The organism is Nocardioides sp. Soil777, assembly GCF_001428425.1.
GTDB lineage: Bacteria > Actinomycetota > Actinomycetes > Propionibacteriales > Nocardioidaceae > Nocardioides > Nocardioides terrigena.
On sequence record NZ_LMSN01000020.1, the window covers coordinates 157,329 to 170,709 of the forward strand.

Annotated in this window: 15 protein-coding genes; 2 read left to right on the forward strand and 13 right to left on the reverse strand. The window is 73.0% G+C overall.

The genetic code is table 11. The features are described 5' to 3' along the window. Positions 1-28: 28 nt before the first annotated feature. Both ASG88_RS21075 and ASG88_RS21080 read left to right on the forward strand, forming a co-directional pair. A complete protein-coding gene (locus ASG88_RS21075) occupies positions 29-718 on the forward strand; it encodes a winged helix-turn-helix transcriptional regulator (protein ID WP_056889420.1) in 690 nt (229 codons plus the stop codon). Positions 719-727: 9 nt separating this feature from the next. Next, the gene (locus ASG88_RS21080; RefSeq protein WP_056889421.1) at positions 728-1,102 is read left to right on the forward strand and encodes an MmcQ/YjbR family DNA-binding protein; all 375 of its coding nucleotides are present in this window, start codon (positions 728-730) and stop codon (positions 1,100-1,102) included. A gap of 32 nt (positions 1,103-1,134) precedes the next feature. Here the strand turns inward: ASG88_RS21080 and ASG88_RS21085 are convergent, their stop codons facing one another. The 13 genes from ASG88_RS21085 to sigK form a co-directional block, all read right to left on the reverse strand. Then, positions 1,135-1,593, reverse strand: a complete 459-nt coding sequence (locus ASG88_RS21085) for a VOC family protein (protein ID WP_056889422.1) — start codon at positions 1,591-1,593, stop codon at positions 1,135-1,137. A 10-nt stretch (positions 1,594-1,603) separates the two neighbouring features. Beyond that, positions 1,604-2,050 (reverse strand): helix-turn-helix domain-containing protein, encoded by a 447-nt coding sequence (locus tag ASG88_RS21090; RefSeq protein WP_235534948.1) that lies wholly within the window; start codon positions 2,048-2,050, stop codon positions 1,604-1,606. Between the two features lie 10 nt (positions 2,051-2,060). Then, the gene (locus ASG88_RS21095) at positions 2,061-3,023 is read right to left on the reverse strand and encodes a hypothetical protein (protein ID WP_056889423.1); all 963 of its coding nucleotides are present in this window, start codon (positions 3,021-3,023) and stop codon (positions 2,061-2,063) included. Then, positions 3,020-3,946: a hypothetical protein gene (locus ASG88_RS21100; RefSeq protein WP_157559874.1), complete on the reverse strand. Its 927-nt coding sequence runs from the start codon at positions 3,944-3,946 to the stop codon at positions 3,020-3,022. The genes ASG88_RS21095 and ASG88_RS21100 overlap by 4 nt, the downstream gene beginning before the upstream one ends. Positions 3,947-4,099: 153 nt before the next feature. After that, positions 4,100-4,672, reverse strand: a complete 573-nt coding sequence (locus ASG88_RS21105; protein ID WP_268791811.1) for a protein-L-isoaspartate O-methyltransferase family protein — start codon at positions 4,670-4,672, stop codon at positions 4,100-4,102. 70 nt (positions 4,673-4,742) lie between these two features. After that, on the reverse strand, positions 4,743-5,657 hold the full coding sequence (locus tag ASG88_RS21110) for a hypothetical protein (RefSeq protein ID WP_056889426.1): 915 nt from the start codon (positions 5,655-5,657) through the stop codon (positions 4,743-4,745). Continuing rightward, positions 5,654-6,268 carry an RNA polymerase sigma factor gene (locus ASG88_RS21115; RefSeq protein WP_082600870.1) on the reverse strand — a complete coding sequence of 205 codons (615 nt, stop codon included), beginning with the start codon at positions 6,266-6,268 and terminating at the stop codon, positions 5,654-5,656. The genes ASG88_RS21110 and ASG88_RS21115 overlap by 4 nt, the downstream gene beginning before the upstream one ends. A 319-nt stretch (positions 6,269-6,587) precedes the next feature. Continuing rightward, positions 6,588-7,352, reverse strand: a complete 765-nt coding sequence (locus ASG88_RS21120) for a DUF1295 domain-containing protein (protein WP_056889427.1) — start codon at positions 7,350-7,352, stop codon at positions 6,588-6,590. Further along, positions 7,346-8,656, reverse strand: coding sequence for an SAM-dependent methyltransferase (locus ASG88_RS21125; RefSeq protein WP_056889428.1), 1,311 nt, complete (start codon positions 8,654-8,656; stop codon positions 7,346-7,348). The genes ASG88_RS21120 and ASG88_RS21125 overlap by 7 nt, the downstream gene beginning before the upstream one ends. Continuing rightward, the gene (locus ASG88_RS21130; protein ID WP_056889429.1) at positions 8,656-10,035 is read right to left on the reverse strand and encodes a class I SAM-dependent methyltransferase; all 1,380 of its coding nucleotides are present in this window, start codon (positions 10,033-10,035) and stop codon (positions 8,656-8,658) included. Before ASG88_RS21130 ends, ASG88_RS21125 begins: the two co-directional genes overlap by 1 nt. Beyond that, complete coding sequence (locus ASG88_RS21135) at positions 10,032-12,059, reverse strand: FAD-dependent oxidoreductase (RefSeq protein WP_056889430.1); 2,028 nt, start codon at positions 12,057-12,059, stop codon at positions 10,032-10,034. Before ASG88_RS21135 ends, ASG88_RS21130 begins: the two co-directional genes overlap by 4 nt. Continuing rightward, positions 12,056-12,760: an anti-sigma factor domain-containing protein gene (locus ASG88_RS21140; RefSeq protein WP_056889431.1), complete on the reverse strand. Its 705-nt coding sequence runs from the start codon at positions 12,758-12,760 to the stop codon at positions 12,056-12,058. Before ASG88_RS21140 ends, ASG88_RS21135 begins: the two co-directional genes overlap by 4 nt. Beyond that, positions 12,757-13,380, reverse strand: a complete 624-nt coding sequence (gene sigK, locus ASG88_RS21145; protein ID WP_056889432.1) for an ECF RNA polymerase sigma factor SigK — start codon at positions 13,378-13,380, stop codon at positions 12,757-12,759. The genes ASG88_RS21140 and sigK overlap by 4 nt, the downstream gene beginning before the upstream one ends. Position 13,381: the final 1 nt, after the last annotated feature.

The window sequence follows — 13,381 nt, forward strand, 5'->3', positions numbered from 1 at the left end:
GAACCCATACCGGTCCTAGCGTCGGTGCATGACGACGACGTACGGGCAGTTCTGCCCGGTGGCCATGGCCTCCGAGGTGCTGACCGAGCGGTGGACCCCGCTCGTGGTGCGCGAGCTGCTCTGCGGCAGCACGCGCTTCAACGACCTGCGACGCGGCGTACCGCTGATGTCGCCGGCCCTGCTGTCCAAGCGCCTCAAGACCCTCGAGCGGGTCGGCGTCGTCGAGAAGCACGGCGCGTCCTACCACCTGACGCCCGCCGGCGAGGAGCTGCGGACGGTCATCGAGGCGATGGGGGTGTGGGGGCAGCGCTGGGCGCGCGGCGACGTGGTGTCCAAGCACTACGACGCCTCGCTGCTGATGTGGGACATCCACCGCAACGTCGTGGTCGAGACACTGCCGGAGGAGCGCGTGGTGGTGCACTTCCACCTGCGGGGCTCGGCCGACAAGAAGAGCCACTTCTGGCTGGTGCTCGATGCCCCGGCCGTCGACCTGTGCCTCACCGACCCGGGGCACGACATCGACGTCGAGGTGGCCGGTCACGTGGGGACGATGGTCGACTACTGGCTGGGACGCGTGGACCTGCTGGGTGCGGTGCGCGCCGGCGACCTGGTGGTCGCGGGACCGCGGGCGCTGGTGGCCGGGTTGCCGACGTGGTTCAGCCGCAGCGCCTTCGCCCCGGTGCCGCTGCCGCCGGCCGCTGTCGGTGACGCGTCCTAGCCTGTCCCCGTGGCCCTCGTCGACCGACCGCTCGTGCCCGAGGAGTGGGTGCAGCGCATCGACGCGATCCTGGGGCGGTTGCCGCGCTGTCGCCAGGAGTCCGCGTGGACCGGCACCCGGTGGCGAGTCGGCAGCGCGACCGTCGCCCACGTGTTCGGCGGCGAGGACCAGGTCTTCCGCATCACCTTCCGCGGGGAGCCCGACGAGGTGGCGGCCTTCGAGCACCTCGGCGATCCCTACTTCCGCTCCGGGTGGGGCGGCAACGCGATCGGCCTGGTCCTCGACGACGACACCGACTGGGAGGAGCTCGGCGAGCTGCTGACCGACTCTTACTGCGTGCAGGCGCCGGCGCACCTCGCCGAGCAGGTGGCGCGGCCGGGGTGATCGCCGGGACCACGTCGGCCCGGACCCGACCGTCAGGCCCTCGCAGCGTCGTACCGCTCCTGGATGACCTCGTTGGGCGCCTCGTTGGGCTGGCTGATCCGCACGTGGTTGCCGAAGGGGTCGCGGATGCCGAAGTCCGTGCCGTAGGGCTGCTCGACCGGCTCCTCGCTGATCTCGACGCCGGCGTCGCGGAGCGCGGCGTACGTCGCGTGGACGTCGTCGCTGACGAGGAACAGCCCGCCCAGCGCGCCCTTGGTGACGAGCTCGCGGACCTGCGCGGCGGTCGACTCGTCGTGCTGCGGCCCGCCGACGAGCTCGAGCAGCAGCTGCTCGCCGCCGGGGAGCGCCACGGTGAGCCAGCGCATGAAGCCGAGGTCGATGTCGTCGCGGACCTCGAAGCCGAGGTGCGTGGAGTAGAACTCGAGCGCCTCGTCCTGGTCGAGGACGGGGATGGCCTTGATGCGGACGGAGGTGATGTGGTTGGTGGTCATGACGAGGACGCTAGCCAGCGCCGGGGGTGTTCCGCTTCTCCGAAACCGCTGTCCCTGTGGCGCTCTCTCGCGGTCGGGTCCACGCGGCGATGATGCACGACGGCACGTGCACCGGCTCGTGCCGGGCGCGGAACTCCGAGGGCGAGCAGCCGACCACCGTGGAGAAGGTCCGGCTGAAGGTGCCCAGGCTGGCGAAGCCGACGTCCCACGCGACGTCGGTGACCGGCCGGTCGGTCTGGCGCAGCAGGGTCATCGCCCGCTCGACGCGGCGCCGCTGGAGGTAGCGGTGCGGCGTCTCGCCGTACGTCTCCTTGAAGACCCGGCCGAACTGCGACGCCGACAGGTGCGCGACCGCCGCGAGCGTGGGGATGTCGAGGGGTTCGGCGTAGCGGCGGTCCATCTCGTCACGGGCGCGCAGCATGCGGCGGTTGAGGTCCTCGCGGGGGCTGAGCTCCACGGGGACGAACCTACTCGTCGCGGGAGTCGACGACGGGCCCGTAGCCCTGGCGGTCGATCGCCGCGGCGAGGTCGCGGTCGAGGTGCGTCGGGTCGGACGCCGGCTCCTGACCGGCGAGGTGGAGTCCCTCCCCGACGGGTGCCTGTACGCCGCCGCACCCGTCGATGACGTAGGTGTGGCGGTCTCCCCAGATGGAGTAGCCCTCGACCGTCGTCCACTGTGCGCCCACGCACCTGCGGGGTCGCTCGGCCGGGCCGGCGAGGAGGTCGTCGTTGATCCGGGCGAGCAGCGGGGCGGTGACGTCCGCCTGTCGGTAGCGATAGGCGCCCGCAGGGCGGCACAGCACCGCGGTCGCGAGCTCGACCGGGTGTCCCGGCAGGGGTGACGGGGAGGCCGTGCCGAAGAAGGCCCCGCAGGTGGCCCGGGTGCGTACGTCGGGCGGGGTGGACGCTCGTCGCTGGCTCGTGAGCGCCTCGACGAAGGTGGTGGCCAGGTCGGTGCCGCCGAGGCGCACCCTCCCGGTGCCGACCGTGAGCTGGTGGCACCCGTAGGCACCGAGCCGGACCGCCCGCCAGTCGCCGTCCGGGTAGCCGAACCAGTAGGTCATCTCCGGCCCGCCGTCGAAGGTGCACTCGACGTCCTCAGTGAGGTCCTCCTCGTCATTGACCGCGGCGACCAGCACGTCGATGTCGGTGGTGAGGAGCTCGGGGACCGCCTGGATGCCGGGCTCCAGCTGATCACCCTGACCATCGAGCTGTGGCGGACCGGGACACAGCCGGACCCTGGTCGCACCCGTCGGCAGGTCTCCCTCGGGGAGGCGGAGGTCCGTCGTCGGGTCCGGGCAACGACTCTCCAAGCCAGCCGGCACCGGCGCGGGCTCGACGACCCGCTCCGGTGGAGGGGAGGGTCCCGACCCTGCCGGGCTGCAGCCGGCCAGCAGGCCGGCGACCAGCAGTGCCGCCAGCCGCCTCATCCCAGCTGCTCCGACGGTCCGAGCGGCAGCGCGGCGAAGGCGGCGTCGAGCTCGGGTGAGAGGTACTGGCGCTCGTAGGGCAGCACCGACGCCCCGTGCAGCGGGTAGAGCAGGCCGCAGGCATCGATCCCCCAGGCGACCCGGTCGCCCCACGGCGTCACACCCTCGATCCACTCACTGCCACCCGTGGTGCAGGGCCACCGGCTGCGCTCGGCGACGCCCGGCCAGAGCCCGGTGTCGACCCGCTCCAGCAGGTCGAGCGGCAGCGGAGCGCTCCGGACGGTGTCGGGTCGCGGGGACACGCACAAGGTGGCGGAGGCGAGGTCGAGGTCAGCACTCGCGAGGGCCGACCGCGGGGTCTCGTACGGCGCGAGGCAGCGCGCCGCGGGCACGCCGACCGGCGGCTCGGCGGAGGGACGCTGGGCCAGGAGTGCCTCGGTGAAGGCGAGCGAGAGCTCCACCCCGCCGAGCCTGCGGGAGCGCGCTCCGACGCGGACCACGTCACAGCCGTAGGAGCCGTGCTGGACGGCGCGCCAGTCACCCCCGGGATAGCCGAACCAGTAGACGAGCTCCGGGCCGGCGTCGGAGTTGCACAGCAGCTCGCCGTCGAGGTCGTCCTGCTCGTTGACCAGTGCCACCAGCTCGTCGACGTCGGCCGTGAGCATGTCCGCGGGGCCCTGGACGTCCGGCGCGACAGGGGAGCCGTGGTTGTCGACGAACGACGGACCGGGGCACAGCCGGACGCGGGTGGCACCCCTCGGCAGGTCACCCCCGGGGAGCCGGAGCTCCGTGGTGGGGGCCGGGCAGCCGGCCTCCAGGCCCGCGGGCACCCGGGCCGACGACACGGACTCGGGGCCGCCGGAGCCGCAGCCGGCGAGCAGCAGCGCCGTGGCTGCTGCAGCTACGACCGACCGGACCCCCATGGCTGCATGCTGGGCGCGCCAGCGGTGGACGACCATAGGTCCGCGCGCTCTGCCGCCGAATCGTGACACCGTCCGGGCAGTTCGTGACCGCAGCGAGACACGACAGGCCTGATCGGGCCTCCTGGCGCCGCGAACTGCCCGGGGCGTGCGCGCTCAGCGCAGCGGCACGAAACGGTAGGCGCCGTGCTCGCTCACCACCGGTCCGGGCATCTCGACGAGCGTCATCCAGCCGGCCACCGGGATCACCATCCGTCCGGTGGGGCCGAGCTGCTCCACGAGCTGCGCTGGCAGCGAGCGTGGCTCGGCCGAGACCAGGATCCGGTCGTACGGCGCGTGGTCCGGGTCCCCGAGCACCCCCGGGGCCGACTGCTGGATCCGCGCCCACGACTGGTGGGTGGCCGCCAGGTTGGCGGCTCCGAAGGTGACCAGCTCCGGCTCCAGCTCGACCCCGATCACCTCACCCGTCGGGCCGACCAGGTGGGCGAGCAGGGCCGTGGTCCAGCCCGATCCGGACCCGACGTCGAGCACGCGCTGGCCCGGTCGCACCTCGAGCAGGCGCAGCATGGCGTCGACGGTGCGGGGTTGGGAGTTGGTCTGGTGCGCGGCGATCCGCAGCGGGCCGTCGAACGCCGCGCGACGTCGTACGGACGCCGGAAGGAAACCCGCCCGCGGGCAGGCGTCGAAGGCTGCCTCGACGGCGTCCATGTCGCTGAGTCTGGCCCGGATGGCACGAGACGGCCACCCCTCGGGGGAAGGGGTGGCCGCCTCGGCTTTTTCGGGGGGAGGAGAAAGGTCTCTAGGGCTTGCCGGTCTTCCCGGGCTTGCCCGTGCCCGCGGGCTCGCCGGCCTCGGCCGGCTTGCCCTGGTCCGTCGGTGCCGGGACCGCGGTGGGCTGTCCGGTCGTCGTGGTCTGTGTCGTCGGTTTGCCGGTCGCCGCCTGGGTCGGCTTGGTGGCGGGTTTGCCGGTGGCGGCCTGGGTCGGCTTGGCCGTGGCGGCCTGGGTGGGCTTGGTCGTGGGCTTGCCGGTCGCCTTCGGCTCGCCGATCAGGCCGACGCAGTAAGTGGCGATGGCGTCCTTTCCGCCCGCGGCGGTGATCAGAGCGGTGAACGCGGCGCTGTCGAGGGCCTTGCCGTGGGCCGACTTGTCGGCGGCCTGGTAGGCCGTGCAAAGACCGGTGAAGCTGGGGACCGGGGCGGTCGCGGCCGCGTCGGACGCGGCCGCGGTGGCCTCGACGGCTGTTTCGGAGGTCGCTGTCTCGGAGGTCGTCCCCGAGGCGACGGTCGTCGTCCCGACCTCGGTGGGTGCCTCCGTGGGGACCTCGGTCGTGGTCCCTCCGGGCGAGGTCGTCTGCTGGGCCGTGCGTGCGGCGACGGCCTCGGTGGCCGTGTTCGAGGCCTGGTCCGGCAGGGTCGGCAGGTTGCCGGACGCGGCGAGCGCGAAGCCACCGGAGGACAGGGCGACGACGATGCCGGTGGCGGCGACCGCGCGGACGGCGGCCGAGCGGGCCGATGGGGCTACGCCGCTCATCGGCCGGGAGGTGGGAGAGAGGCGCGCTGCGTGGAAGGCCGCGACGGTGGCGTCCTCGCGGTGCAGCTCGGAGGTGCTGCCCGGGGCCCGGAGTGCCTGGATCGAGCGGCCGACCGGATGGTCGGACTCGCCGGGCGCATCGAGGATGCGGTCGGCGTCGCGGCGGGACAGGTGGTGGCTCATCTCGGACCCTCAGCGTCGAGGGACCGCGAAGTGTCACGGGTGAGCGAGAAATTGTCCGGAGCGGTCTGGTCCAGCTGGCGTGAGAGCGCCCGCAACCCCCGGTGGGTGGCGCTCCGCACCGCCCCGGGGCGCTTGCCCAGGATCCGCGCCGCGGCGGGGGCGTCGAAGCCCAGCACGGTCCGCAGCACGATCGCCTCTGCCTGGTCGACCGGCAGGCCGGCCACCAGTGCCAGTGCCGCCTCGGTGCCCAGCGCCGACTCGACGGTGGACTCGACGTCGATGTCGGAGGGCCGGTCCAGCAGGTCGTCCAGCTCGACGTCGGCGCGGGGCTGGCGCTGGCGCCGACGCAGGTGGTCCAGCGCGCGGTTGCGGCCGATGGTCGTGAGCCACGCGCGGAACCCGTCGCCACCCCCGGCGAACCGGTCGAGGTCGCGGAACGCCTGCGCCCACGCCTCGCTCGCCACATCCTCGGCGTCGTCGGGACCGACGAGCACGGTGAGGTAACGCAGCAGCGGGGGGTGGACCTGTCGGTAGACCGTCCGCAGGGCCGCGTCGTCACCGGACAGCATCCGCGCGACGTGCGGATCGAGGGGGTCGGCTGGCTCAGGCATGTCGGCCACGGTTCTACCCGATGCGCGGTGACCGGCCGTGGAAGTTGACCGTGTCTTGCCGATCCGGGCCCCGGGCGGCGCAGCGAACTGGCGGCGGGTGACATCCGGACCGCCGGTCGAGCCGTCGTACGCCGCCAGTCCGGCGGGACCTCCGAACCGACCCCCGGGCGGCGCAGCGAACTGGCGGCGGGTGACATCCGGGTCGCCGGTCGAGCCGTCGTACGCCGCCAGTTCCGCGGCGACCCGAAGTCGATCTGTCGTACGCCGCCAGTTCCGCCGCGCCGCAGTGGCCGATCAGCCGTGGGGCGGCTCCGACCGATCAGCCGCGAGGCGGCAGGGGCACGAACATCGAGGTCCGCGCGGCGTACTCGGGGTAGCCGGGCCGCTTCATCATGGTGCGCTCGAGGAGCCGGGCCCCGGTGGCGAAGGCGAGGAAGTAGGTCATCGCGATCGGCGCGACGACGGTGAGGAGTCCCGGCAGCCAGCCGGTCGCGAGGGCGCCGGCCAGCCAGATGCCCCACCAGACGCACGCGTCGCCGAAGTAGTTGGGGTGGCGCGTGTAGCGCCACAGGCCGCGGTCCATGACCGGCGGCTTGGTGTCCTTGGGGAGTGCCCGGTAGGCCGCCAGCTGCGCGTCGCCGACCGACTCGAAGACCAGCCCGACCAGCCACACGACGGCGCCGAGGGCCACGAGCCACGTCCAGCGGACGTCGTACGCACCGGCGACCATGATCGGAAGCGAGATCACGAACGCGGCGAACCCCTGGACGAGGAACACCTTGCGGACGGCGAGCGAGAAGCCACCCTCGCCGAGGAGCTCCGCGTAGCGCGGGTCCTCGCCGTGGCCGCGCGAGCGCTTGAAGATGTGCCACGCCAGCCGGCCGCCCCAGACGGTGACGAGACCGGCGAGCAGCCACGAGTGCCAGTCGGGCGACCAGATCGCGACGGCGATCGCGACGCCCACGAACATGAGCCCCCACGCGACGTCCACGACCGCGACCCGACCGACCCTGAGGCTGACGACCATCGTGACCCCCATCACCACTGCGATGGTCGTCAGCCCGATCAGGGTCGCTGTCACCATGTGCGTACGGGTGACAACGTGTGTGCGGCGCCGGGGCGGACGGCGAGGATCTGGTCCACGCCCATCCGGCCGTCGCGGAAGGCCATGGCGCCGCCGACGAGGTAGAGCCGCCAGACGCGCACGACCTCCTCACCGACCAGCTCGGTGAGCCGCGGCAGGTTGGCCTCGAAGCGCTCGATCCACCCGGCGACGGTGAGCACGTAGTGCTCGCGCATCGCGTGCACGTCGCGGACCTCGAGCCCGCCGGCCTCGAACATCTGGACGGTCTCGCCGACCGGGCGCATGTGCATGTCGGGGGCGATGAAGGACTCGATGAACGGCCCGCCGCCGGGGTGCTTGCCGCCGTTGCGGCCCTGGCGCGACATCTGCTGGACGAGCACGCGCCCACCCGGCCGGACCGACCGGTGCAGCACCGAGACGTACGTCGGGTAGTTGGCCTGCCCGACGTGCTCGCCCATCTCGAGGGAGCCGACGGCGTCGAAGTGGTCGCGCTCGGGCACCTCGCGGTAGTCCTGCAGCCGGATCTCGACCCGGTCCTGCAGGCCACGCTCGGCGATCCGGGCGTCGATGAACTTCTTCTGCTCGGCGGCGATCGTCACGCCGGTCACCCGGGCCCCGAAGTGCTCGGCGGCATGCAGCGACAGCGAGCCCCAGCCGCAGCCGACGTCGAGCATCCGCATGCCCGGCTCGAGGCCGAGCTTGGTGCAGACGAGGTCGAGCTTGGCGCGCTGCGCCTCCTCGAGCGGGGTGTCCGGGGTGGCGTGGTAGCCGCAGCTGTAGGCCATCTGCGGCTCGAGGATCAACGAGTAGAACTCGTTGGAGAGGTCGTAGTGGTGGCTGATCGCGGACCGGTCGCGCCCCAGCGTGTGCAGCCGGCCCTTGATCTGGGCCTGGGAGGCGGGCGGTGCGGGCGGGCGGCTCAGCACACCGAGCCCGGAGGCGGTGCGCAGGGCGTCGACGAGCGCGCGGGGCGAGAGGCGCGGGCCGGACAGTCCGCGCTCGGCGCCCACGGCGAAGGCGTGGGTCAGGGCGGAGTCGAGGTCCCAGCCGTCCTGCTCGGGGACGTCGAGCTCACCGGTGACGTAGGCCTGCGCGGCGCCGAGCTCACCCGGGTGCCAGAGCAGCCGTCGCAGCGCGTCGGGCGAGCGGAGCACGACCAGTGGGGCGTCCTCGGGGCCGGCGACCGAACCGTCCCAGACCTGGAGGCGGACCGGCAGGTCGCCGGCGAGGAAGGGGCGCGCGGCCTCGGCGAGGCGCTGCGCGATCCCGGTCGTCGTCTGCGTGGGGGTGGCCGTCGTGGTCATCAGGCCTCCCGACCGAAGGTCAGCTGCTGGACGTCGATGTAGCCGCTGGCGAAGCCGGCGCGGGAGTAGGCGAGGTAGAAGTGCCAGATCCGCATGAAGAGGTCGTCGAAGCCCAGGTCGAGCACGTCCTCGCGGCGGGCGAGGAACGTCTCGTCCCACCGGCGCAGGGTCTCGGCGTAGTGGCTGCCCATCGAGAGCCGGCCGGTGAGGCGCAGCCCGGTCTCGTCGCGGGTGATCTGGTCGATGACCTCGGTGCTCGGCAGGAAGCCGCCGGGGAAGATGTACTTGTTGATCCAGGTCTGCGTCCCGCGGGTGGCCAGCATGCGGTCGTGGGGCATGGTGATGGCCTGGATGGCCACCCGGCCGCCCGGCGCCAGCACCCGGTCGATGGTCTGGAAGTAGGTCCCCCAGAACTCGTGCCCGACCGCCTCGATCATCTCGACGGAGACCACGGCGTCGTACGTCGCCCCGTCCTCGCCGAGGGCGCGGTAGTCGAGGAGCTCGATCCGCACCCGGTCGGTGAGGCCGGCCTCGCCGACGCGCTGCTCGGCGAGCTCGAGCTGCTCCACCGACAGGGTGATCGAGTGGACGGACGCGCCCCGGCGGGCGGCGCGGATGGCCAGCTCGCCCCAGCCGGTGCCGATCTCGAGGACCCGGGAGCCGTCGGTGACGCCGGCCTCGTCGAGGAGGCGCTCGATCTTGCGTCCCTGTGCCTCGGCGAAGTCGGGCGTGTGGTGGCGGGGGTCGCCGACCTCGGCGCCCTCCGGCGGGGCCGCGACCAGGAAGTGGTCGGTGTCGGCGTCGGTGTCGCGCGTCTCCACCAGCGAGGTGTCGAAGAGGGCGGAGGAGTAGCTGAGCGTCTCGTCGAGGAAGAGGGAGAAGAGGTCGTTGGACAGGTCGTAGTGGTGCGAGATGTTGGCCTGGCTGTTGTCCTCGGTGCTCACCTGGTGGCTCGGGGTGCGGTGGGTGACCAGCGCACGCAGCTTCTGCAGGGAGCCGGGGACCAGTGTGGCGATCCGGGCCGCGGGCACGGTGAGGAAGCCGGCCACGTCGTCGGCGTCCCAGGCGCCGGTCAGGTAGGACTCCCCGAAGCCGATGAGTCCGTCGCGACCGAGCCGGGCGTAGAACTCGTCGGGGCGGTGCACCCGCATGACCGGGCCGCCCTGGCCGAAGGTCAGCCCGGTGGGCTCCTCGACCACGGTGACCGCGAGGCGGCGTACGGCGGCGCGGAAGAGCTTGCGGGCGACCGCGGCCGACACGGCGGTGCGGGGCCCGCTGCGCAGGGGCTCGAGATCGGGGAGGCGGTCGGCGACGGCGCGGGCCTGCTCGGCGTGGGTGGGCCTGGATGTCCCGGTGGCGGGCGAGTTGTCGAGCGTCATCGGACACCTTCCTGGTGGTGGGTCGGACGGGGACGGACGGGCAGGCGGCGGGCCCACAGCCAGATGCCGTGGACGCGGATGAGCGCGCTGCCGCGCAGGGCCGCACCGAGGGTGCGGCGGATCGGGACGTCGGAGCGGGTGCCGGTGAGCGAGGCGCTGAAGGCCGCGGCGGTGGAGGTCTCGCTGTCGTCGTGGTCGCGCAGGGTGACGGCGATGTGCAGCCGGTCGGTCGGCACCGGCACGGCGACGTCGTACCAGCCGTCGACGCCGTGGAAGGGCGAGACGTACATCGCCTTGTCGGTGCGGGCCCGGCCCTGCTCGTCGGGGTGGACGAGGTAGGCGTGCCGGTCGCCGTACGTGTTGTGCACCTCGACCACGACGGCCGCCTGGGCACCCGTCTCGTCGAAGCACCAGAACACGCTGATCGGGTTGAAGCAGTGGCCCAGCGACCGCGGGTGCGCGGCCATCAGGATCCGGCCGGAGCCGGCTCCGGGGCCGAGGGTCACGCCGTTGTCGGCGAGGAACGACTCGACGTTGCCGCGCAGCGTCCCGCCCGCGTCGCCGAGGTGGTCGCGCGCCTCGAAGCGGGCGAGCAGGCCGTGGTCGGGCAGGTCGTCGAGGTCGACGACCCAGAAGGTCGAGCGGTGCTCGAAGCTGCGCGTGAACGGCGTACGACGCGTGTGCCGGATCGTGGTCTCGAAGCGGCCGGGCCGGACGGGGGCGGCCTGCGCGGGGCGCACCCACGGCAGCCCGAGCCGGGTGGCCGCGGCCAGCCCGGAGCGCGCGCCGTCCTCGTGGAAGCCCCAGCCGTGGTAGGCGCCGGCGAAGGCGATCCGGTCGGTGTCGATCTCCGGCAGGCGACCCTGCGCGGCGACGGACTCGGGGGTGTACAGCGGGTGCTCGTACTCCATCCGGTCGATCACGGTGGCCGGGTCGACGAGGTGCTCGCCGCCGAGGGTCACGAGGTAGTGCGTGTCGGTGGGCAGCCGCTGCAGGCGGGTGAGGTCGTAGGTCACGGTCACCGCACCGGTCTCGTCGACCGGGCGCTGGAAGTTCCACGACGAGCGTGCGGCCTTCGCACCCGGCAGCAGCGAGGTGTCGGTGTGCAGCAGGGCGGTGTTGGGCGAGTAGGGGATCGCGCCGAGGACCTCGCGCTGGAGCGCGGTGGGGGACTCGAGCATGCTCAGCGCCTGCGACGGGTGCGTGGCGACCACGACGGCGTCGTACGACGTGGTGACGCCGTTGCCGTCCGTCACGTCGACGCCGTGGGTCGTCTCGACCACGGACGTGACCTTGGTGCCCAGCCGGATCTCCGGCAGGTGCTCCGCGACGGCCGCGACGTAGGTGCCCGAGCCGCCGGTGACGGTGCGCCACTCGGGCGAGCCGAAGATGCCGAGCATGCCGTGGTGCTCGAGGAACGTGAACAGGTAGCGGGCCGGGTAGTCGAGGGACGTCGCCGGGTCGCAGGACCAGACGGCCGCCACCAGGGGCTCCATGAAGTGGCGCACGAAGTGGGCGCTGAAGCCGCCCTCGTCGAGGAAGTCGCGCAGGGTCTGGTCGCGGGCGACGTCGTAGGTGTCACCGGTCGCCGACGAGGCGGTCAGGACGGCCCTGGCGCGGCGGTGGAAGCGCGGGATCTCGGCCAGCATCCGCCAGTGGGTGGGGGAGGTGACGGCCGCGCGGGTCGGGAAGAGGCCGCGGGCGCCGAGCGCCCCGGCGTACTCGACCCCGGTGGCCCGGTCGGAGACCGAGAGCGACATCTCCGACGGCTGGGTCGCGATGTCGAGCTCGGCGAAGAGCCGCAGCAGGGTCGGGTAGGTGCGCCGGTTGTGGACGATGAAACCGGTGTCGATGCGCAGGTCGCCCTCGGGGGTGGGCACCACGTGGGTGTCCGCGTGCCCTCCGAGGCGGTCGTCCGCCTCGAACAGGGTGACGTGCGCGGTGCGGGACGCGACGTACGCCGCCGTCAGCCCGGCCACGCCGGAGCCGACGACGGCGATGCGTCGCGGAGCGGTGGAGCTCATACGGCCTGCGAGAAGTCGAAGAGCGCGATCGGCTCCGTGGTCGGCTGGTCGGACCCGCCCTCGGGCTCGACGGTGATCCCCACGGCGGTGGCCGTGGTGGCGTCACCCTCCAGCACCATCTGGGTGTCCTCACCCGGCGGCATCAGGCCGGCGGGGACCATCTCGCCGTCCACCTGGAGCCAGAGCTCGAAGACCTTGCCGGACGGGGCGGGCGCCATGCCGTCGGTCGTGATGACGGCCTTGCCCAGGGACTCCGAGCGGGTCACGGTGGCGTTGCCCGCGTCGCCGAGGTCGACGGCGACGGAGCGGGCGTCACTGGCCCCGATGACCTGCTCGGCCGCGGTCAGCGAGGAGTCCTGCGAGGGGGCCCAGGGCTGCCAGAGGGCCGCACCGACACCGAGGATCGCCACCACCGCAGCGGCGACGAGGAGTGGAAACCATCGGCGCTGCACCACCGGCGTCCGGTGGACGATGGGCGGCAGGGGACGGATCTGGGAGATGCCGGCCAGCACCGACTCGCGCAGGGCGGGCGGCGGGGTGACCGCGGTCGTCTCGGAGAGGAGTCCGGCGGCCTCGCGGAGCGAGGCGACCTCGAGGCGGCAGTCCTCGCACTCGGCGAGGTGCTGCTCGAAGCGTGCCCGCTCGATGTCGTCGACCGCGTCCAGCGCATAGGCGCCGGTCAGGTGGTGGATGTCGCTCATGACCCAACTCCCATCGCATCGCGCAGCCGGATGAGTCCATCCCGGATGCGGGTCTTGGCCGTGCCGACCGGTACGTCGAGCATGGTGGCCACTTCTGTGTGTGTGTACCCGCCGAAGAAGGCGAGCTCGACCGCTTCGCGTTGCACGGCGGTCAGGGTGGCGACGGCACCGCGCACCCGCTGGGCCTCCAGGGAGGCGTGGGCGCTCTCGGCCGTCTGGTCGTGCTCGACCTGCTGGGTCTCACGGTGGTAGACCGCGTCCCGCTGGGTCGCCGCCTCGGCCGAACGGACCCGGTCCACGGCCTTGCGGTGCACGATCGTCAGGAGCCAGCCCAGGGCACTGCCGCGGGAGGGTTCGTAACGGCTGCTGCTGCGCCAGGCGTCGAGGTAGGCCTCCTGGACGACCTCTTCGGCCTGCGCCGGGTTGCGTACGACGCGCAGCGCGAGCCCGTAGGCACGCGACGAGGTCGCGTCGTACACCTGCGCGAACGCTGCCTCGTCCCCGCGGCTGCTGCGCTGCAGGAGCTCGGCGAGCTCGGCGGCGCTGGTGTCAGCGGGGACGGCCCCCGACGGGGCGCCCGGTGAGGGCGCCCCGTCAGGTACGGCTCTGATGTGGTCCACG